This window comes from Microvirgula curvata, from assembly GCF_054781615.1.
On sequence record NZ_BAAGUB010000032.1, the window covers coordinates 62,044 to 81,697 of the forward strand.

At 66.7% G+C, this 19,654-nt stretch carries 18 protein-coding genes; 11 read left to right on the plus strand and 7 right to left on the minus strand.

Annotation, left to right across the window (positions count from 1 at the left end):
* Positions 1 to 59: 59 nt before the first annotated feature.
* From ACYVG8_RS14230 to aroF, 3 genes are read right to left on the minus strand one after another with little or no spacing between them, the layout of a single operon-like run.
* Positions 60 to 392, minus strand: coding sequence for a 2Fe-2S iron-sulfur cluster-binding protein (locus ACYVG8_RS14230; protein WP_028498839.1), 333 nt, complete (start codon positions 390 to 392; stop codon positions 60 to 62).
* 13 nt (positions 393 to 405) lie between these two features.
* Complete coding sequence (locus tag ACYVG8_RS14235; protein WP_460746126.1) at positions 406 to 852, minus strand: OsmC family protein; 447 nt, start codon at positions 850 to 852, stop codon at positions 406 to 408.
* A 54-nt stretch (positions 853 to 906) separates the two neighbouring features.
* Positions 907 to 1,923, minus strand: coding sequence for a 3-deoxy-7-phosphoheptulonate synthase (gene aroF, locus ACYVG8_RS14240; protein WP_028498841.1), 1,017 nt, complete (start codon positions 1,921 to 1,923; stop codon positions 907 to 909).
* 394 nt (positions 1,924 to 2,317) lie between these two features.
* Here aroF and ACYVG8_RS14245 point away from each other — a divergent pair, with 394 nt between their 5' ends.
* A complete protein-coding gene (locus ACYVG8_RS14245) occupies positions 2,318 to 3,565 on the plus strand; it encodes a dicarboxylate/amino acid:cation symporter (RefSeq protein ID WP_028498842.1) in 1,248 nt (415 codons plus the stop codon).
* A 105-nt stretch (positions 3,566 to 3,670) separates the two neighbouring features.
* Here ACYVG8_RS14245 and nagZ read toward each other — a convergent pair whose 3' ends face one another.
* The 3 genes from nagZ to ACYVG8_RS14260 form a co-directional block, all read right to left on the minus strand.
* Positions 3,671 to 4,750 (minus strand): beta-N-acetylhexosaminidase, encoded by a 1,080-nt coding sequence (gene nagZ / locus ACYVG8_RS14250; RefSeq protein ID WP_112692381.1) that lies wholly within the window; start codon positions 4,748 to 4,750, stop codon positions 3,671 to 3,673.
* A 25-nt stretch (positions 4,751 to 4,775) separates the two neighbouring features.
* Positions 4,776 to 6,173 (minus strand): glutamate--tRNA ligase, encoded by a 1,398-nt coding sequence (gene gltX, locus ACYVG8_RS14255; RefSeq protein WP_028498844.1) that lies wholly within the window; start codon positions 6,171 to 6,173, stop codon positions 4,776 to 4,778.
* 652 nt (positions 6,174 to 6,825) lie between these two features.
* Positions 6,826 to 7,650 (minus strand): L,D-transpeptidase, encoded by an 825-nt coding sequence (locus ACYVG8_RS14260; RefSeq protein ID WP_107890353.1) that lies wholly within the window; start codon positions 7,648 to 7,650, stop codon positions 6,826 to 6,828.
* Positions 7,651 to 7,737: 87 nt separating this feature from the next.
* On the opposite strand from ACYVG8_RS14260, the gene rlmD reads away from it, so the two are divergent.
* The 4 genes from rlmD (at position 7,738) to hutH (ending at position 12,610) form a co-directional block, all read left to right on the plus strand.
* Positions 7,738 to 9,267, plus strand: coding sequence for a 23S rRNA (uracil(1939)-C(5))-methyltransferase RlmD (gene rlmD / locus ACYVG8_RS14265; protein WP_107889709.1), 1,530 nt, complete (start codon positions 7,738 to 7,740; stop codon positions 9,265 to 9,267).
* Positions 9,268 to 9,383: 116 nt separating this feature from the next.
* Entirely contained in the window at positions 9,384 to 9,815 is a 432-nt protein-coding gene (locus ACYVG8_RS14270; protein WP_460746128.1) for a hypothetical protein, read from the plus strand.
* Positions 9,760 to 10,917 (plus strand): DNA polymerase IV, encoded by a 1,158-nt coding sequence (gene dinB, locus ACYVG8_RS14275; RefSeq protein ID WP_460746129.1) that lies wholly within the window; start codon positions 9,760 to 9,762, stop codon positions 10,915 to 10,917. The genes ACYVG8_RS14270 and dinB overlap by 56 nt, the downstream gene beginning before the upstream one ends.
* Before the next feature lie 178 nt (positions 10,918 to 11,095).
* Complete coding sequence (hutH, locus tag ACYVG8_RS14280; RefSeq protein ID WP_107889706.1) at positions 11,096 to 12,610, plus strand: histidine ammonia-lyase; 1,515 nt, start codon at positions 11,096 to 11,098, stop codon at positions 12,608 to 12,610.
* On the opposite strand, the gene ACYVG8_RS14285 is transcribed toward hutH, so the two are convergent.
* Positions 12,607 to 13,410, minus strand: a complete 804-nt coding sequence (locus ACYVG8_RS14285; protein ID WP_460746131.1) for a quaternary amine ABC transporter ATP-binding protein — start codon at positions 13,408 to 13,410, stop codon at positions 12,607 to 12,609. The two genes, hutH and ACYVG8_RS14285, sit on opposite strands and share 4 nt — an antisense overlap.
* Before the next feature lie 126 nt (positions 13,411 to 13,536).
* Between ACYVG8_RS14285 and hutC the strand changes: the two genes are divergently transcribed.
* From hutC to hutG, 6 genes are all read left to right on the plus strand, one after another.
* A complete protein-coding gene (gene hutC, locus ACYVG8_RS14290) occupies positions 13,537 to 14,250 on the plus strand; it encodes a histidine utilization repressor (protein ID WP_112692427.1) in 714 nt (237 codons plus the stop codon).
* 79 nt (positions 14,251 to 14,329) lie between these two features.
* Positions 14,330 to 14,797, plus strand: coding sequence for a hypothetical protein (locus ACYVG8_RS14295; protein ID WP_460746132.1), 468 nt, complete (start codon positions 14,330 to 14,332; stop codon positions 14,795 to 14,797).
* Complete coding sequence (locus ACYVG8_RS14300) at positions 14,794 to 15,600, plus strand: DUF2145 domain-containing protein (protein WP_112692377.1); 807 nt, start codon at positions 14,794 to 14,796, stop codon at positions 15,598 to 15,600. Before ACYVG8_RS14295 ends, ACYVG8_RS14300 begins: the two co-directional genes overlap by 4 nt.
* A 203-nt stretch (positions 15,601 to 15,803) precedes the next feature.
* Positions 15,804 to 17,492: a urocanate hydratase gene (gene hutU, locus ACYVG8_RS14305; protein WP_460746135.1), complete on the plus strand. Its 1,689-nt coding sequence runs from the start codon at positions 15,804 to 15,806 to the stop codon at positions 17,490 to 17,492.
* A gap of 15 nt (positions 17,493 to 17,507) precedes the next feature.
* Entirely contained in the window at positions 17,508 to 18,731 is a 1,224-nt protein-coding gene (gene hutI / locus ACYVG8_RS14310) for an imidazolonepropionase (protein ID WP_460746136.1), read from the plus strand.
* Entirely contained in the window at positions 18,715 to 19,635 is a 921-nt protein-coding gene (gene hutG / locus ACYVG8_RS14315; RefSeq protein WP_460746137.1) for a formimidoylglutamase, read from the plus strand. Before hutI ends, hutG begins: the two co-directional genes overlap by 17 nt.
* Positions 19,636 to 19,654 lie beyond the last annotated feature (19 nt).

Sequence of the window (19,654 nt, forward strand, 5' to 3'; positions counted from 1 at the left end):
CGATTGTCGTTATAGCAAGGCATGCAGGGAGCGCGGCGGGATCAAGGCAAAAGGTGATGTCAGAACGAAATCAGCAGGTCTTCGGTCACGGCAATATGACAGGCCAGGCGCGGCAGGTCCGGCGAGTCAATGAAGTCATCGTCAGCCAGTGCCGTCTTTGGCAGGTAGCCCTGACGGATCATGACGTTGCGTTCCTTGCGCCCGAGCCGGAACGGCACCGGCTGGCCGGCGTGCGACACCCGCACCAGGCAGGCACCGCAAGTGCCGTGACCACAGCGCCACCACAGCGGCAGTTCGGCGCGCCGGACCACCTCGAGCAGCAGCTCCCCGGCCGCGGCCTCGACGCTGACCGGCGCCGGCAGGCGGTCGGAAACAAAGGTCACGGTCGGCATGGCGGCGGCGCGTTCAGTCCTTCAGGACGGTATCGCGGCCATCGCGCACGCTGACATGGACCGGGACCCCGGCCGAGATGCTCTGCGAGACGGTGCAGAACGGCTCGAACTGGCCGAGGATGCGGTCGAGATGCTCGATTTCGGCCGCCACCTTGCCAAGACGCAGCACGACGTCGATCGACAGCACCCGCATCCGGCCTTCGGCATTGCGACCGACTTCGCAGCGGGCTTCGGCCGTCAGGCGACCCGCGTCCTGCTTGTACTTGGACAGGGAGAACAGGAAGCTGGCCAGCAGACAGTTGGCCGCGGCCGCCACCAGCAGGTGGGCCGGCGACGGACCGCTGTCCTCGCCCAGCGGCGGCGGTTCATCCGCCAGCAGCGTCGGCATGGCCGCACCGAAGTCGATCAGAAACTGGTAGCCCTGCTGCTGGGTCAAGGTGACGTGCACGATATCGCTCATGGTGGAGTCCTGCATGGTCAAAGGGAGGCCGGTGGGCACCCGGCCGGAAGCAGATCAGAGGGTGCGGCCGACCGCCTGGGCAATCAGGCGCAGCGAATCCATCAGCTCGGCCAGCTCGGCCGGCGACAGCGCCTGGTCGGCGTCGCACCAGGCATCGCACGGCGACGGATGCATTTCGATCAGCAGCCCGTCGGCGCCGGCGGCGATGGCGGCGCGCGCCAGTTGCGGCACCATCCACGCCTTGCCGCCGGCATGGCTCGGGTCGACGATGACCGGCAGGTGACTCTCGCGCTTGGCAACCATGACCGCCGTCAGGTCCAGCGTATTGCGGTAGGCGGTTTCAAAGGTACGGATGCCGCGCTCGCACAGGATGATGTGATGATTGCCGCCGGCGGCGATGTACTCGGCAGCCATCAGCCATTCCGACACGGTGTTGGCCAGTCCGCGCTTCAGGACCACCGGCTTGTTGATGCGGCCGACTTCCTTCAGCAGGTCGAAGTTCTGCATATTGCGCGCGCCGATCTGGATCACATCGACGTCATGCTCCATGAAGGTGTCGAGCATGCGCACATCCATCAGCTCGGTCACCACCGGCAGGCCGGCGGGCCGGGCCGCCGCCAGCAGCAGCTCCAGCCCTTCGACGCCAAGTCCCTGAAAGCTGTACGGACTGGTACGCGGCTTGAATGCCCCGCCGCGCATCATCCGGCAACCGGCAGCCCTGACGCCGGCGGCCGACAGTGCCATCTGTTCCGGCGTTTCCACAGAGCAGGGGCCGGCGATGACCTGCAGCTGCGGACCGCCGATCCTGACGCCATGGATGCTGACCACGGTGTCCTCGGGCTGGGTTTCGCGGCTGACCAGCCGGTACGGCTTGACCACATGCAGCGCACGCTCGACGCCGGGAAGGGGTTCGAAGTGGCGTGGCTCCAGCGGTCGTTCGTCTCCGATCGCGCCAATAATGGTGCGTTCGGAACCTTTTGACACATGTTCACTGAGGCCGTGCTCGCGAATCCGGGCCACGACAGCATCGATTTCGGCGTCACTGGCGCCGCGTTGCATGACGATGATCATGGGGTCACGTCGTTCCGTTGCAAAAGCGCTACCTTACCGCGTTTTGCGCCCCGCGTGCAGCGAGGCTGCCAGCGCGCATTGCCGGACAATCGCACCGACCGACCGGCTTACCCGGAAACCCGATTCCTGTTCAATGATCCACATCAATTCATGCAAATGTAGGGTTTTGTTGCCGTTCGTCGACACAATTTACATATTTTCGACATAAATTCAGTCTTTATCGAAAATCCGGCAAGAAAATTTGATACGAATTGAAAATTTCTTGTTCATAACAAAAAACCAATAGTTATACTGCGCGACCTTGGCACCAGTGCAGCCCGACACTGGAGAATGACAGCTAAATAACCCGAAGGGGTGGCCATCGGCAGTCTGCCGGTGGTCATGGAGAGCTTCTATGCAGTCAAAACGACTAACACAATACATTCTGCTTGCCCTGGTGCTCGGCATCGTCTGCGGCTACATCGTCAACCAGCATGGTGGCGAAGGCGGCTTCATCACCGAGTTCGCCAGCTACATCTCGCTGCTGACCGATATCTTCCTGCGCCTGATCAAGATGATCATCGCGCCGCTGGTCTTCACGACGCTGGTGGTCGGGATTGCCCGCATGGGCGATGGCGCGACCATCGGCCGCGTCGGCGCCAAGACTTTCGGCTGGTTCATCTGCATGTCGCTGATGTCGCTGCTGCTTGGCCTGATCATGGTCAACCTGCTGCAGCCCGGCGTCGGCCTCCATCTGCCACTGCCCGACGTCAATGCGGCCAGCGGGGTGGAAAAGGCGGCGATGTCACTGAAGGACTTCCTGCATCACGCGTTCCCGACCAGCATCATCGATGCCATGGGCAAGAATGAAATCCTGCAGATCGTCGTGTTCGCCATCTTCTTCGGCGTTGCCGCCGCAGCCCTCGGCCCGAAGGCCGAGCCGCTGATCAAGGACATGGACATGGTCGCCCACATCATGCTGAAGGTGACCACCTACATCATGAACTTCGCTCCGGTCGCGGTGTTCGCCGCCGTGGCGGCGGTGGTGGCCGAAAACGGGCTGCGCGTGCTCGCCACTTACGGCACCTTCATGCTGAGCTTCTACGGCTCCATCCTGCTGCTGTGGCTGGTCATCATGCTGCTGGGCTCGCTGTTCCTCGGCAAGAGCGTGTTCCGCCTGGCGCGCTCGATCCGCGAACCGGTGCTGCTGGCCTTCAGTACCGCCAGTTCGGAAGCGGCCTACCCGAAGACGCTGGAGAACCTCGAACGCTTCGGCTGCAACAACAAGATCGCCTCGTTCGTGCTGCCGATCGGTTACTCGTTCAATCTGGACGGGTCGATGATGTACTGCACGTTCGCGACCATCTTCATTGCCCAGGCCTATGGCATTGAGCTGACGCTGACCCAGGAAATCATGATGCTGCTGATCCTGATGGTCACGTCCAAGGGCATGGCCGGGGTGCCGCGTGCCTCGCTGGTGGTGATCGCGGCGACGCTGGGCCAGTTCAACATTCCGGAAGCCGGTCTGCTGCTGATCCTCGGCGTCGACCACTTCCTCGACATGGCCCGCTCCGCCACCAACGTGCTCGGCAATGCCGTTGCCACGGCAGTGGTGTCGAAGTGGGAAGGCGAGCTGGACACCAGCAAGCACGGAGACATGTAGCCCGCAGTGGGACCGGAGGCGGATCTGCATCCCCTCCGGCTGCGAGGCAGCAAAAACAATGGCCGGGCAATTGCCCGGCCATTGTCATCCATGGTGCCGAAACCTTCAGGCGGCCTCGCCGACGGCCGGTCCGGCCAGGGCATCGGCCGGCATCGACAGTGCCGCGACCCGTTGCCGGGTGGCGCGGAACGCCTCGCTGTCCAGGTGGGCGCGCCAGGTATCGACATCGCCCTGCCCGGCCATGGCATCCAGCCGTGCCGCCAGCGCCGGCAGTGCCGGTGCGCTGAAGCGCGAGAACAGCTCGTCGACCACGTCCGGCCGGTTGCAGACCAGCGCCATGTCGCAGCCGGCGGCAAAGGCCGCTTCGGCACGGGCGACGATGTCGCCAACGCCGGCGGCGCCTTCCATGCACAGGTCGTCGCTGAACAGGGTGCCGGTGAAGCCGAGCCGCTCGCGCAGCACGGTGCCGATCCAGAACGGCGAGAAGCCGGCCGGATTCGGGTCGACATGGTCGTAGACCACGTGGGCCGGCATCACGGCGTGCAGACCGGCACGCACCAGACGCGCAAACGGCACCAGGTCGTCGCGCTCGATCTCGGCGTAGTCGCGATGGTCGACCGGAATCTCGTGGTGCGAATCGCCGGCCACGAAACCGTGCCCGGGGAAATGCTTGCCGCAGGCGATCATGCCGCCAGCCGCCAGCCCCCCGATCAGCGCGGCAGCCAGTTCGGCCACCACTTGCGGGTCGCGGTGGAAGCTGCGGTTGCCGATCACCGCGCAGACGCCATGATCGAGGTCGAGCACCGGCGTGAAGCTCAGATCGACGCCGCTGGCGCGCAGCTCGGCCGCCAGCACTTCACCGACGGCGCGAGCGGTGTCACGGGCCTGATCCGGCGAGCGCGCCCACATCTCGCCCAGCACGCGCATTGGCGGCAGGCGGGTAAACCCGTCCAGGAAGCGCTGGACGCGCCCCCCTTCGTGGTCGACCGCAATCAGCAGGTGCGGGCTGCGCAGCGCACGGATCTCGCCGGTCAGCGCACGCAGTTGTGCGACCGATTCGAAGTTGCGCCGGAACAGGATCACCGCACCGACCAGCGGGTTGGACAGGCGGCGCTTTTCTTCGTCGGTCAGGCGGACGCCGGCGACGTCGATCATCACCGGGCCGCGAGGCAGTTGCAGGGTCATGACAGGGTCCAGGTGGATTGACGGGTCAGCCTTGCACGGAGGCGCGAAGGCGGGCCAGCACCGCGTCGCGACCGATCAGCGCCAGCACGGCATCGACCGACGGCGTCTGCGCGGTTCCGCATACGGCCACCCGCAGCGGCATGCCGAGCAGGCCCATCTTGATGCCCTCGTCGGCGCAGAACGGCTTGAACAGTTCATGGATCGCTTCCGCGTTCCACTCCGGCAGCGCCGCCAGGCGCTCGCCGAAGCGGCCGATGCGCGCCCGGGCGTCAGCGTCGAAATGCTTGGCCAGATCGGCGTCGACCGGCGTGCGGCGCACATAGAAGTAGTCGCACTGCGCAGCCAGTTCGTTCAGGTCGTGCGCACGTTCCTTGACCAGCGCGATCACGTCGGCCAGCGCCGGACCGTTTTCGGCCTTCACGCCCAGCTTGTTCAGCCGCGGCTCGACCAGTGCGGCCAGCCGGCCATTGTCGGCCACCTTCATGTGCTGCTGATTGACCCAGAGGAATTTTTCACGGTCGAAGCGGCTCGGGCCCGGATTGACGGCCTCGAGACTGAACCATTCGACGAACTGTTCCATGGTGAAGAACTCGTCGTCGCCATGGCCCCAGCCCAGCCGGGCCAGGTAGTTCAGCAGCGCTTCGGGCAGAATGCCCTGCTCGTCGTACTGCACCACGCTGACCGCATCGCGCCGCTTGGACATCTTGTGGCCGTCGGCGTTCAGGATCATCGGCAGGTGCGCATACTGCGGCAGCGGTGCATTCAGCGCCTTCAGGATGTTGATCTGGCGCGGCGTGTTGTTGACATGGTCGTCCCCGCGGATCACCTGGGTGATATTCATGTCCCAGTCGTCGATGACCACGCAGAAATTGTAGGTCGGGCTGCCGTCCGGGCGGGCAATGATCAGGTCGTCGAGTTCTTCATTGGCAAATTCGATACGGCCCTTGACCAGGTCGTCCCAGGCGACGGTGCCATCCAGCGGCGTGCGGAAGCGCACGACCGGTTCGACACCTTCCGGCACCGGCGGCAGCGTCTTGCCGGGTTCCGGACGCCAGCGGCGGTCATAGCGCGGCTTCTCGCCGCGGGCTTCCTGGCCGGCGCGCATTTCGTCCAGCTCTTCCTTGCTGCAGTAGCACAGGTAGGCATGGCCGGAAGCCAGCAGGTCTTTCACTACCGCCTTGTAGCGATCGAAGCGATGGGTCTGGTAGAACGGACCTTCGTCATAGTCGAGACCGACCCAGTGCATGCCGTCGAGGATCGCCTGCACCGACTCGGGCGTCGACCGCTCCAGGTCGGTGTCTTCGATGCGCAGCACGAAAGTGCCGCCATGCTTGCGGGCATAGGCCCAGGAAAACAGTGCGGTGCGGACACCGCCGATATGCAGGAAGCCGGTCGGGCTCGGAGCGAAACGGGTACGGATCATGTCGGAATGCATTCGGTAGGATCAGGCGAAGACCCGTATTCTACGCGGACCGCAGATTGTCCATAACCCTTGCGACGTACAACGGGTGCAGGAGTCCGGCAGGCTGACGGCACGCCCACCAGTTCCGCAATCAGTCGGGCCTGCTCCGACGCCACTGCAGCCGGCCGCGCCCACCGTCACGCCGTTCCACGGAGAACGGACGAGCGCAGCGAGGTCCCCTCGCGGCGGCGAGGGCGGAGGGTGTCGGAATCGGACAGGCTGACGGCGTGCCCACCAGTTTCGCAATCAGTCGGGCCTGCACCGACGCCACCGCAGCCGGCCGCGCCCGCCGCCACGTCGTTCCACGAAGAACGGACGAGCGCAGCGAGGTCCCCTCGCGGCGGCGAGGGCGGAGGGTGTCGGAATCGGACAGGCTGACGGCGTGCCCACCAGTTTCGCAATCAGTCGGGCCTGCACCGACGCCACTGCAGCCGGCCGCACCCACACCGTCACGCCGTTCCACGAAGAACGGACGAGCGCAGCGAGGTCCCCTCGCGGCGGCGAGGGCGGAGGGTGTCGGAATCAGACAGGCTGACGGCGTGCCCACCAGTTTCGCAATCAGTCGGGCCTGCACCAACGCCACTGCAGCCGTCGGTGCCCCCCCCCGTTGCCGTCAGAACAGCGGCGAAGGATCCGTCTGCGCCGAGCCGCTGAGCCAGTGCACCGGCGCCAGACCGGCCTGGGCCACTTCCGGCCGGCTGCCGCTGCAGGTCACGCAGACCGGCTGGCCGGTCCGCTTGCCGAGCACCGCCTTGACCAGCCTGCCGTCGACCTTGCGATTGTGCTCGCTGCCCCACTTCTCGGCAGCGGCGGTGACTTCCGCCGGGCCGGTGGTCGCGGTCTTGTAGATGTCCGGATAGGACGTCAGCCACAGGTCGCCGCGCGCGTCGGTATTCATGATCACCGACTGGTTGATGACCGAGACCGGCACATCGGTCGACACCGTCCGGGCCAGGGTCAGCACGTCGTCGTTGCGCATGCGCACGCAGCCGTGGCTGCGGAAACCCGGCACGCTGGACGGCGCATTGGTGCCGTGAATGCCGAGACCCAGCCGGGGCTCGCCAAAGCGGACAAACACCTTGCCGAGCGGATTGTTCGGCCCGGCCGGCACCACGGTCTGCACCGTCCTGCCGTTTTTCTTCATCTCGGCCTGGATCGACTTGGGCACATGCCAGGCCGGGTTGTGATAAATGCCGGTCACCCAGTATTCGCCGGCCGGTGTCTGGGTCAGCGTCTTGCCGACCGCAACCGGGTAAATCGTGTCCAGTTTGCCGTCGCGATACAGGAACAGCCGGGTCTGCGGCAGATTGATCACCACGTGATAACCGGTCTCGCTGACCTGCACGTCCGGCACCGGCGCCGCGCGCGACGGGGCCGCCACGGCGGATGCGCCGAGCAGGACCAGGGTGAAAAGAGAACGTCGGATCGGGGTGAACATGGGCATTAGATACTCGTGGCCTCAGGAAAGGTCTGAACGACTGCGCGTTTTTTGAGAAAATAGCGTTTTCGCGTGAATTGTAAACATATGTTACCCATCGCCACCATCGAATCGCTCGACCATGACGGCCACGGCGTGGCCCACGTCGACGGCAAGACGCTGTTCATCGACGGCGCGCTGCCTTTCGAGCGTGTCGAATACCAGTCCTACCGGAGCAAGGCCACCTACGAGAACGCCGACTGTACCCGGGTGCTGGAAGAAAGCTTCATGCGCGCCAGACCGCGCTGTCCGCATTTCAATGTCTGCGGCGGCTGCTCGATGCAGCACGTCGAGTTCAATGCCCAGGTCGCCGTCAAGCAGCGCGTGCTGGAAGACAACCTGATCCGGATCGGCAAGGTCACGCCGGAAGTCGTGCTGCCGGCCATCTATGGCCCGGAATGGGGCTACCGTCATCGCGGCCGCATGTCGGCACGCTGGGTCGCCCGCAAGGGCAGCGTGCTGGTCGGTTTCCATGAAAAGCGCTCCAGCTTTATCGCCGACATGACCGAGTGTCACATCCTGCCGCAGCGTATCTCGGTGCTGCTGGTGCCGCTGCGCGGGCTGATCGCCTCGCTGTCGATCTGCGAGCGCATGCCGCAGATCGAATATGCCGGCGGCGAGGATGTCGACGTGCTGGTGCTGCGCACCATGGACCCGCTGACCGCCGCCGACGAGGCGCTCGTGCGCGATTTCGCCGACCGCCACAATGCCGGTCGCGCCCTGCCGCTGCAATTCTGGCTGCAGCCGAAGGGCCCGGACACCGCCCACCCGTTCTACCCGCTCGACGCCCCGCGCCTGTGCTACCGCCTGCCGGAGTTCGGCATCGAGATGCCGTACAAGCCGACCGAATTCACCCAGGTCAACCCCGGCATCAACCGGGTGATGGTCCAGCGTGCAATGCGCCTGCTCGACCCGCAGCCGGGTGAACGCATCGCCGACATGTTCTGCGGACTGGGCAATTTCACGCTGCCGATCGCCCGCTCCGGCGCGACCGTGCTCGGCATGGAAGGCAGCGCACAGCTGATCGAGCGTGCCATCGAGAACGCTACCCACAACGGCCTCGATCATCGCGTCGACTACCGCATGGCCAATCTGTTCGACCTGACCGAGGCATCGCTGACCGCCCTCGGCAAGTTCGACAAGATGCTGATCGACCCGCCGCGCGACGGCGCCATCGATCTGGTCAAATCGCTGAACGAAGACGCGCCGTCACGCATCGTCTACGTGTCGTGCAACCCGGCCACCCTGGCACGCGATGCCGGCGTGCTGGTCAATATCAAGGGCTACACGCTGAAGGCAGCCGGCATCGTCAACATGTTCCCGCATACCGGCCACGTCGAGAGCATCGCCTGGTTCGAGAAGACCGGCCCGGGCCTGAGCCGCGAAGAAGTCGCCGCCCTCGATGCGGCTGAAGCCGAAGCGCGCGAGGCCGCCAAGGCCGCGAAAAAGGCCCGCAACGCCGCGGCTGCCAAGGCCAAGGCCGACGAGGAAGCGGCCCGCGTCGCCCGCAAGGCCGCGCGCCTCGCCCACTATCTGGCCAATCAGGCCGCGTACGACGCCCGCAGCGCGAAGAAGTAAGCCCCGGATGCCGTTGCCGGCGCATCAGGCCGGCAACGGCGTCGCCGCGCCCGGCGCCTGGGCGTAAAATGCCCGCCTCGGCCCATCCGGGCCCCGGCACTGACAGGAACATCACCATGGCACATTGCATCGAGAGCGGCCGTCTGGTCGCGCTGACCAAGGACCCGCTGTTTGCCGACGATCAGGACTGCGACGACGTCGAGGCCTATCTGCAACAGCTCGGCTTTACCCGGGTCGGTGCGGCCGAGGGCGTGGGCTCGGTGTGGAGCACGGCGTTCGCCGAGCAGCAGCCGGTGACGCTGGACGGTTTCGGCCCGGTCGCCTTTCTGCTCGACATCGAGATCGGCGGGCTGATCGAAACCATCCTGTGCCGTGATTTCAGCGAATACCTGCAGGCAATGAAGCTGAGCCAGGGCCACTTTGCCGCTGCACCGTTGCTGTTCGCCGATATCGATGCGGTCCACGATCATGAACACGATCATGAACACGATCATGAACACGATCACGACGACCACGGCTGCGGTGAAGGCTGCGGCTGCTCGCACTGAGCTCGCCCCGCCACGGCAATCGTCATCCATGAGCGCCGAGCGCAAGATCATCCATGTCGACTGCGACTGCTTCTACGCGTCGGTCGAGATGCGCGACAACCCGGCGCTGCGCGAGGTGCCGCTGGCCATCGGCGGCGCCTCCGACCAGCGCGGCGTCATTGCGACCAGCAATTACCTGGCCCGCCGTTTCGGCGTGCGTTCGGCCATGTCCACCCGCCGCGCGATGCTGGCCTGCCCCGACCTGGTGCTGCTGCCACCGGACTTCCCGCGCTACCGCGAGGCGTCGCAGGCCATCCGCCGCATTTTTCTCGAGTACACCGACCGGGTCGAGCCGCTGTCACTGGACGAAGCCTATCTCGATGTCAGCGGCCAGCCGCACTGCCTGGGCAGCGCGACACGGATGGCCGAGGAGATCCGGGCGCGGATCGCGCGCGAGGTCGGCATCACCGCCAGCGCCGGCATCGCCGGCAACAAGCTGCTGGCCAAGATCGCCAGCGACTGGAACAAGCCCGACGGCCAGTTCGTGGTACCGCCGTCCGCTGTCGACGCCTTTATCCGCCCGCTGCCGGTGTCAAAACTGTGGGGCGTTGGCCAGGCAACCGCCGCCCGGCTGGCCCGGCTCGGCGTCAGTGATTGCGCCAGCCTGCAGGCATGGACGCCGGAAGCGCTGGAGCAGCATTTCGGCAAGCTGGGCCGTTCGCTGTACCACCAGTGTCGCGGCATCGACAGCCGGCCGGTGGTCAGCGAGCGGGTGCGCAAGTCGCTGTCGGTCGAGTACACCTATGCCCAGGATCTGCCCGACCTGGCCGCCTGCCGGGCCGCACTGCCGGCGCTGTGCGACGATTTCTTCCGCCGCCTGGCCCGCGCTGCCGATCCGCGCACGCCGCACAAGGCCATCGTCAAGATCCGCTTCCACGACTTCCGCCAGACCAGCATGGAATGCCTGTGTGCACAGCCGGACCGCGAGGTGTTCTCGCTGCTGCTCGACAGCGCCTGGGCACGCGGCGGCAAGCCGGTGCGCCTGCTCGGCGTTGGCGTCCGCTTCGGGGACGACGACGATGCCGGCATCGGCATCACGCTGCCGCTGTGGGACGCGGCATGAATCACCACGCCCGCCAAATGTCTATACATATCAGGTAATGAATTCTGAAATATTCACTAATTCCCCATTATTTTGGGCGCAAACGGGAATAAATCGTCTTTCTGTCTGACAATATAGCCAGACGAATTGACTATACATTACACTCATCCGCACTCCGACCCGCTCACAGGATGACTGTATGCTCACGCTCACTCCCGGCGCCCTGACCCTGGCGCAACTGCGTCTTGTCGACCGTGACGCGCCCCCGCTGGAACTCGATCCGGCCGCCGCTGCCGCCATCGACGCCTGCGCCGATACCGTGGCACGCATTGCCGCCCGGGGTGCGCCGGCCTATGGCATCAACACCGGCTTCGGCCGGCTGGCCAGCACGCACATCCCGCACGATCAGCTCGAACTGCTGCAGCGCAATCTGGTGCTGTCGCATGCGGTCGGCGTCGGCGAGCCGATGCCGGCGCCGGTAGTCCGGCTGATGATCGCCCTGAAGCTGTCCAGCCTCGGCCGGGGACATTCCGGCGTCCGCCGCGTGGTCATGGACGCCCTGATTGCGCTGTACAACGCCGACGTGCTGCCGCTGATTCCGGTCAAGGGTTCGGTCGGCGCTTCCGGCGACCTGGCACCGCTGGCGCACCTGTCCGCCGCGCTGCTCGGTGTCGGCGAGGTATTCATCGCCGGCCGGCGCGCGCCGGCGGCGGAAGGGCTGACCGCGGCCGGCCTGCAACCGATGACCCTGGCGGCCAAGGAAGGGCTGGCCTTGCTGAACGGCACCCAGGCGTCGACGGCGCTGGCGCTGCACAATCTGTTCGCGATCGAGGATCTGTTCCGTACCGCGCTGGTGGCCGGCAGTCTGTCGGTGGATGCCGCCGCCGGCTCGACGGCGCCGTTCGATCCGCGCATCCACGCGCTGCGCGGCCAGGCCGGCCAGATCGACGCCGCCGCGGCTTACCGCACGCTGCTGGAAGGCTCGGCCATCAACCTGTCACACAGCGACTGCGGCAAGGTGCAGGACCCTTACAGCCTGCGCTGCCAGCCCCAGGTCATGGGCGCCTGCCTCGACCAGATGCGTCATGCCGCCTCGGTGCTGCTGATCGAGGCCAACGCCGTATCCGACAACCCGCTGATTTTCCCGGACAGCGACGAAGTGCTGTCCGGCGGCAATTTCCACGCCGAACCGGTCGCCTTCGCCGCCGACAACCTGGCGCTGGCCGTCGCCGAGATCGGCTCGATCGCCGAGCGGCGCATTGCGCTGCTGATCGACGCCACGCTGTCCGGCCTGCCACCGTTCCTGGTCAGGGATGGCGGCGTCAATTCCGGCTTCATGATTGCCCATGTCACCGCCGCCGCGCTGGCCAGCGAAAACAAGACCCTGGCCCATCCGGCCTCGGTCGACTCGCTGCCAACCTCGGCCAACCAGGAAGACCATGTGTCGATGGCGACTTTTGCCGCGCGCAAGCTGGCCGATCTGGCCGACAATACCGCGGCCATTCTCGCCATCGAGCTGCTGGCGGCGGCACAGGGCATCGACCTGCGCGGCCCGCACGTCACCAGCCCGCGCCTGCGCGAGGTCATGTCGCTGCTGCGCCGCCATGTGCCGCATTACGATATCGACCGCTATTTCGCCCCCGACATTGCCGCCGTGACCGCCCTGGTCCGCGAGGGCGCGTTCGCCGCGCACAGCCCGCTGGCTTTCGACTAGCGCCGGTCGACAAAGCGCCGCACGTAGTCGTCGACCGGCCGGTTGACGATATCGTCGGCGTCGCCGACCTGGACCAGCCGGCCATCGCGCAACACGGCGATGCGCTGGCCGAGCCGCAATGCCTCGTCGATATCGTGGGTGATAAAGACGATGGTCTTGTGCAGTGTCGCCTGCAGCTCAAGCAACTGGTCCTGCATTTCCCGCCGGATCAGCGGGTCCAGTGCGGAAAAGGCCTCGTCCATCAGCAGGATGTCGGTATCGGCGGTCAGCGCCCGCGCCAGCCCGACCCGCTGGCGCATGCCGCCGGACAGCGCATCCGGCCGCATGGCCTCGTAGCCGGCCAGGCCGACCTTGTCGATCCAGTGCCGCGCCGCCTGGCGCGCGCGCGCAGGTCTCTCGCCGCGCACCACCAGCCCGTAGGCCACGTTGTCGAGCACGCTCTTGTGCGGCAGCAGGCCAAAGTGCTGGAACACCATGCTGACCGAGCGCCGGCGCAAGGCGCGCAACCCGGCAGCATCCAGTTGCAGGATGTCTTCGCCATCGATCAGGATTTCACCGGCGGTCGGGTCGATCAGCCGGTTGAAATGGCGCACCAGCGTCGACTTGCCGGAACCGGACAGCCCCATGATCACGAACACCTGCCCGGCGTCGATCTCCAGCGACACGTCGTCGAGGCCGACCGTGCAGCCGGTCGCGGCCAGCACCTCGGCCTTGGCCGCCCCCTGGCGCAGCATGGCCAGTGCCCGCTCACTGCCGTGGCCGAAGATTTTGACAATGTGCCTGGCGACGATTCTGGGCATGTCGCTCACTCCCCGCATGACTGGATTCCCGACCAGCATACCGCAGCGTCCCGGCGCCGTCCGCCGCGCCCGGTTGGCTATACAAGCCATGCTATAGTGCCGGCCATTCCGTCGCCGGCCCTGCCCATGCCCAGCCCCGTCCAGCCCAAACCCGTTCCCGCCTATGCCCAGATCAAGGCCTATGTCCGCCGCCAGATCGAGCAGGGCATCTGGCAGACCGGCGAGCAGATTCCGTCCGAGCACGAACTGCTCAAGCAGTTCGCCGTGTCGCGGATGACCGTGCACCGTGCCTTGCGCGAGCTGACCGCAGAACAGGTACTGACCCGGATCCAGGGCGCCGGCACCTTTGTCGCCGGGCAGAAGTACCAGTCCACGCTGGTGCAGATCCGGAATATCGCCGACGAAATCGCCAGCCGCGGCCATCACCACCACTGCGAGGTGCTGCTGCTGGAACGGACCCGCGACCGCGCGGCACTGCAGGCGCTGGAACTCGATCTGGGCGACGAAGCATTCCACTCGCGCCTGCTCCACTTCGACAATGACGTGCCGATCCAGCTCGAGGACCGCTTCGTGAATCCGCAGCTGTATCCGCACTATCTGGAGCAGGACTTCCGCACCCTGACGCCGAACGCCTACATGACGCGCGAAGCGCCGATGCAGCGGGCCGAATACCTGATCATTGCGCGGATGCCGGATGCGACCGCGCGGCACCGGCTGCGGATGGACATCGGCGACCCGTGCCTGGTTCTGCAGCGTCGCACCTGGGCGCACGGGCGCATCGCCACCGATGTCACGCTGTGGCATCCGGGATCGCGCTTCCAGTTTGCCGGCGCATTCTGAGTAGGCACGATGGCCGGCCATGACATAAGCACATGACGTATCGGCTACAATGCGCCTTCGTCATAGCCATGGTCCCATCATGCACGTCAAGAAAACCACGATTGCCCTGTTCCTGTCCTGCGCTGCCAGCCTGATGCCGGCAGCCGCCTTCGCCAAGGGCGCATCCGAAACCGCCAGCCTGGGCGGGATGTCCGTTGCCGCCTCGCCGCTGCTGTCGGTAACCGGCCATCCGCTCCAGGGCTCGGTCGCCGGGGCGTTCGGTTCGGGCCTGGTCGTGGTGTCGCTGGTCGAAGGATCGGCCGACACCTTCCGCGTCGTGCTGGAAAAAGCGGCCGACGGCAGCAAGGCCACGGTGGCCATGTCCGCCTCCGCCGTGCGCGGCGCCGGGCTGTCCGTCGGCAAGACGGTCAATGTCGTGTCCGAGGCCACCGGTCACTCGCTGGTCTATATGGGCAAGCTGCTGGCCTTTATCCCGAACACGGCCGGCGAAGCGCTGCTGCACCGCAGCCGGGTCGACCAGGAAGCCGCACCGGCGCTGCAGCCATGAGCGCGCGCCGCCTTGCCTGCCTGCTGCCGCTGCTGACGGCGATGCTGGCTGCCCTGCCCGCCCATGCCGGCCAGACCTGCCACGAAACCCCGCTGGAACCGGCCACCGTGCGCAGCGCGTTCCGCAGCGGGCTGGCCCTGCAGCAACAGCTCGACCAGTTGTCGCCCGACGTGGCCGTGATTGCACGGGTCGGCCAGGATCTGTCCGAGTACGGGCTGCACTACTCCCACGCCGCCTTTGTCACCCGCGATGCCCCCGGCCAGCCGTGGCGGGTCAGCCACCTGCTGAACGACTGCGGCCAGGCCACCTCGGTGCTGTGGCGCGAGGGGCTGGCCAATTTCTTCCTCGACGACATGTTCTCGTACGAGTCGCTGGTCGTGATTCCCGACGCACAGACCCAGGCCCGCCTGCGCCTGCTGCTGCGCAATCCGGCCTCGCTGGAGCAGATGCACGCGTCCCGCTACAACATGCTGGCCTACCCGTACTCGACCCAGTACCAGAACTCCAACCAGTGGGTACTGGAAGTGCTGTCGGAAGCGCTGGCCGGTCGCCAGTTTGCCCGTCGTGCCGACGCGCAGGCCTGGCTGCAGTCGGCCGGCTATCAGCCCGGCACGCTGCAGATCGGCGCGATGAAGCGGCTGGGCGGGCGGATGTTCCGTGCCAATGTGGCGTTCGACGACCATCCGACCCAGCGCCGGATGGCCGGCCAGATCGACACCATCACCGTCGAGTCCGTGATCGAGATGCTGAAACGGAGCAGCCCGGGAACGCAGCTCAAACCGGTCCCGGCACCCGCCGCCTGATCTTCCGCTCCCTCGCCCGTGCTTTGTCGCGGGGAGCAGAGACAGTCCAGACCGCCCTCGTGGCGGTTTCTTTTTGCGGCGCACGTACGCCACAACTTGTCTATACAAATTCTCCGCACTACACTCGGTGACAGTTGCCGGCCACGGCGTGCGCGCCCCGCATGTCGGACAGCCTGACATGCACACACTGCGGAGATTTTCCCATGCCCCACTCGTCCCCGACCGACCCGCGCCTTGATCCGTCCCGCGAGATACACGCGCCGCGCGGCACCACGCTGTCGTGCAAGAACTGGCTGATCGAGGCCGCCTACCGGATGATCCAGAACAATCTCGACCCCGAGGTGGCGGAGCATCCGCAGGCGCTGGTCGTCTATGGCGGCATCGGCCGCGCCGCGCGCGACTGGGCGTGTTTCGACCAGATTCTCGCCTCACTGCGGGCGCTGGACGAGGACGAGACGCTGCTGATCCAGTCCGGCAAGCCGGTCGGCGTGTTCCGCACCCACGCCGATGCGCCGCGGGTGCTGATTGCCAACTCGAACCTGGTCCCGCACTGGGCCACCTGGGAGCACTTCAACGCGCTGGATCGCAAGGGGCTGATGATGTATGGCCAGATGACGGCCGGCAGCTGGATCTATATCGGTACCCAGGGCATCGTCCAGGGCACGTATGAAACCTTCTTTGCCGTCGCCCGCCAGCACTTCGACGGCCAGCCGGCCGGGCGCTGGATCCTGACCGGCGGGCTGGGCGGCATGGGCGGTGCGCAGCCGCTGGCCGCCACCATGGCCGGCTTTTCGATGATCGCGGTCGAATGCGACGCCTCGAGAATCGACTTCCGCCTGCGTACCCGCTACCTCGACCGCAAGGCCGACACGCTGGACCAGGCGCTGGAGATGATCGAAACCGCCCGCCGTAATGGCCGGCCACTGTCGATCGGCCTGCTTGGCAATGCCGCCGACGTCTTCAGCGAGCTGGTGGCGCGCGGCATCACCCCGGACGTGGTCACCGACCAGACCAGCGCCCATGACCCGGTCAACGGCTACCTGCCGCAGGGCTGGGATATCGACCGCTGGCACGAGGCCCGGCGCCGCGATCCGCAGTCGGTCATCCTGCCGGCCAGACAGTCGATGGCCGTTCAGGTCCGCGCCATGCTGGCGCTGCAGGCACGCGGTGCGGCAACGCTGGACTACGGCAACAACATCCGCCAGGTGGCGCTGGAGATGGGTGTCGACCGGGCGTTCGATTTCCCCGGCTTCGTGCCGGCCTATATCCGGCCGCTGTTCTGCGAGGGCAAGGGCCCGTTCCGCTGGGTCGCGCTGTCCGGCGACCCGGAGGACATCTACCGTACCGACAGCAAGGTCAGGGAGCTGATCCCGGACGATGCCCACCTGCACCACTGGCTGGACATGGCGCGCGAGCGCATCGCCTTCCAGGGGCTGCCGGCACGCATCTGCTGGGTCGGCGTCCACGACCGCTACCGGCTCGGCCTGGCTTTCAACGAGATGGTGCGCAACGGCGAACTGAAAGCGCCGGTGGTCATCGGTCGCGATCATCTCGATACCGGCTCGGTCGCCAGCCCGAACCGCGAGACCGAGGCCATGGCCGACGGCTCGGACGCGGTGTCGGACTGGCCATTGCTGAATGCGCTGCTGAGCACCGCCGGTGGTGCCACCTGGGTATCGCTGCATCACGGCGGCGGGGTCGGCATGGGCTTCAGCCAGCATGCCGGCATGGTCATCGTCTGCGATGGCAGCGAGGCGGCCGACCGCCGGCTGAAGCGGGTGCTGTTCAATGACCCGGCCAGCGGCGTGATGCGGCACGCGGATGCCGGCTATCCGCTGGCCCGGCAAACCGCGCGTGACGCCGGCCTGCAATTGCCTATGCTGGATCACTGACCTGATGGAGGCGCCATGCAAGCCGATCTGCTGATCCGCAGCGTACATCTCGCCGGTGTCGAAGGCGGCGCTGGCAGTTACGGCGAATGCCGGGATGCCGCGCTGAGCATCCGCGATGGCCGCATCGACTGGCTCGGCGCCGACAGCGCCGTGCCGGCCGGGCTGACCGCACTGCGGGAAATCGACGGCCATGGCGGCTGGCTGACGCCCGGGCTGATCGACTGCCACACCCACCTGGTATACGCCGGCAACCGTGCCCGCGAGTTCGACCTGCGCCTGAACGGCGCCAGCTATGCCGATATCGCCCGCGCCGGTGGCGGCATCCGCTCGACCGTGCGCGATACCCGTGCCGCCGACGACAACAGCCTGTATCTCAGCGCAAGAAAGCGGCTGGCTGCGCTGATCGGCGAGGGCACGACCACGGTCGAGATCAAGTCCGGTTACGGCCTCGATCTCGACACCGAACGCCGGATGCTGCACGTCGCCCGTCGCCTCGCCGCCGAAGGCGTCACCGTCCGCACCACTTTTCTCGGCGCGCACGCCGTGCCGCCGGAGTATGCCGACCGCGCCGACGACTATATCGACCATCTGGTCGAGGTCGTACTGCCGGCGCTGGACGACGAAGGACTGATCGACGCCGTCGATGCGTTCTGCGAGCAGGTCGGTTTCACCCCGGCCCAGGTCGGCCGGCTGTTCACGGCAGCACGCGAGCGCGGCATCGCCTGCAAGCTGCATGCCGAGCAGTTGTCCGACCAGGGCGGAGCGACGCTGGCCGCCGGGTTCGGCGCCCTGTCGGCCGATCATCTTGAATGGCTGTCGGCCGACGGCATCGCGGCCATGCGCCGCGCCGGCACCATCGCCGTGCTGCTGCCGGGCGCCTTTCACTTCCTGCGCGAAACCCGGCTGCCGCCGGTCGCCGCGCTGCGCGACGCCGGCGTGCCGATGGCACTGGCAACCGACTGCAATCCGGGCACCTCTCCGCTGACCTCGCTGCTGACCACCATGAATTTCGGCTGCACCCTGTTCCGCCTGACGCCGGCCGAGGCCCTGGCCGGCGTGACCCGCCATGCAGCGGCCGCGCTTGGCCTCGCCGACCGCGGCCGGCTGGCCATCGGCCTGCGTGCCGATCTGGCGCTGTGGGAGATCGGGCATCCGGCCGAGCTGTCCTACCATCTGGGCTACAACCCGCTGGCCCAGCGCATTTTCAACGGGATACCCGATCATGTTCCTTCCGTTTGACCCGTCCATCTGGCATGGCCGCATCGACAGCGAGGAAGGCCCGCTGGGCCGGCGCTGGCACCAGCAGGTTCTCTCCCCGCGCGCCGATGCCCCCGGCACGGCGCTGATCGGCTTCGCCTGCGATGCCGGCGTTGCCCGCAATCACGGCCGCATCGGTGCGGCCGGCGGGCCGGCAGCGATCCGCAGCGCGCTGGCCGGACTGGCCTGGCATGGCGAGCGGCCGCTGTACGACGCCGGCGACGTGCGCTGCGACGGTGACGCCCTGGAGGCCGCCCAGCAGGAGCTCGGCGAACAAGTGGCGACACTGCTCGATGCCGGACACCGCCCGCTGGTGCTCGGCGGCGGCCACGAGGTGGCTTTCGGTTCCTGGCAGGGGCTGGCGGCGCACTGCGCCCGCCAGTCGCGGCCACCGGTCATCGGCATCATCAATCTCGATGCCCACTTCGATCTGCGCGCCGGTGACCGCGCGACCTCCGGCACGCCGTTCCGCCAGATCGCCGACGACTGCGCCGCCCGGGGCTGGCCATTCCACTATGCATGCCTCGGTGTCGCCGCGCCGTCCAATACCGCCGCGCTGTTCGCCCGCGCCCGCGAACTCGGTGTGCAGTGGGTGGACGACCAGTCGATGCGGGACTGGCATCCGGCTATCCTCGGCGATTTCATCGACCGGGTGGACGTCATCCATTTGAGCATCGATCTGGACGTGCTGCCGGCCAGCGTCGCACCCGGCGTGTCGGCGCCGGCGGCGTTCGGGGTCGAGCTGGCGGTCATCGAGCGCATCGCAGCCCAGGTCCGCGCCAGTGGCAAGCTCCGGCTGGCCGAACTGGCCGAACTGAACCCGCGCCACGATACCGACAGCCACACCGCGCGGATTGCCGCCCGGCTGGCCTTCCAGTTGCTGTAACTCGCCGGGGCCAGGCGCT